Here is a 523-nt window from a genome sequence, read left to right as displayed (position 1 = left end):
GTTGGTATCTGCATACGTTCCGGTTTTAGTTAATTTAATAACCGGAGTTTGTGGAAGTGGAGTGATTGTGCAATCCGGACAGGCAGGATCAACAGGAGGCGTACCAGGACCTGAAGGGTTACCGCTTTCAGACTGATCGGTAACGTTGTTTCCTTTAGGATCTTTACCAGTTGCTGTTGCAATGTTGTACACTGCGCCTTTATCAATATCGGCCTGTGTTACCGTATAAGAAGCAGTAAATGTATTTAAGTCGGCAGCACCAGGAAGTAAAGTTACCGGACCACCGGTTACGGTTACTTTAGGGTCAGTAATAATGATGTCACTTACCGTAACGTTTCCAGTGTTTTCAACTTTGAAAGTATAGCTGATCTTGTCGCCAAGGTTTACCTTGCCGTCGCCATTGGTATCTGCGTATGTTCCGGTTTTAGTTAATTTAATAACCGGAGTTTGTGGAAGTGGGGTAACCGTACAATCCGGACAGGCAGGATCAACAGGAGGCGTACCAGGACCTGAAGGGTTACCG

The 523-nt window shown here is 45.7% G+C and carries 1 pseudogene; it reads right to left on the bottom strand.

Annotated features, from left to right (window positions below):
- Positions 1-523, bottom strand: a pseudogene (locus IM793_RS24695) (hypothetical protein); the annotation flags it as partial.

Origin of the sequence: Pedobacter sp. MR2016-19, from assembly GCF_014947265.1 — a bacterium.
GTDB lineage: Bacteria > Bacteroidota > Bacteroidia > Sphingobacteriales > Sphingobacteriaceae > Pedobacter.
The sequence above is the reverse complement of the archived record's forward strand: the minus strand, read 5'-3'. Positions and strand labels throughout refer to the sequence as shown.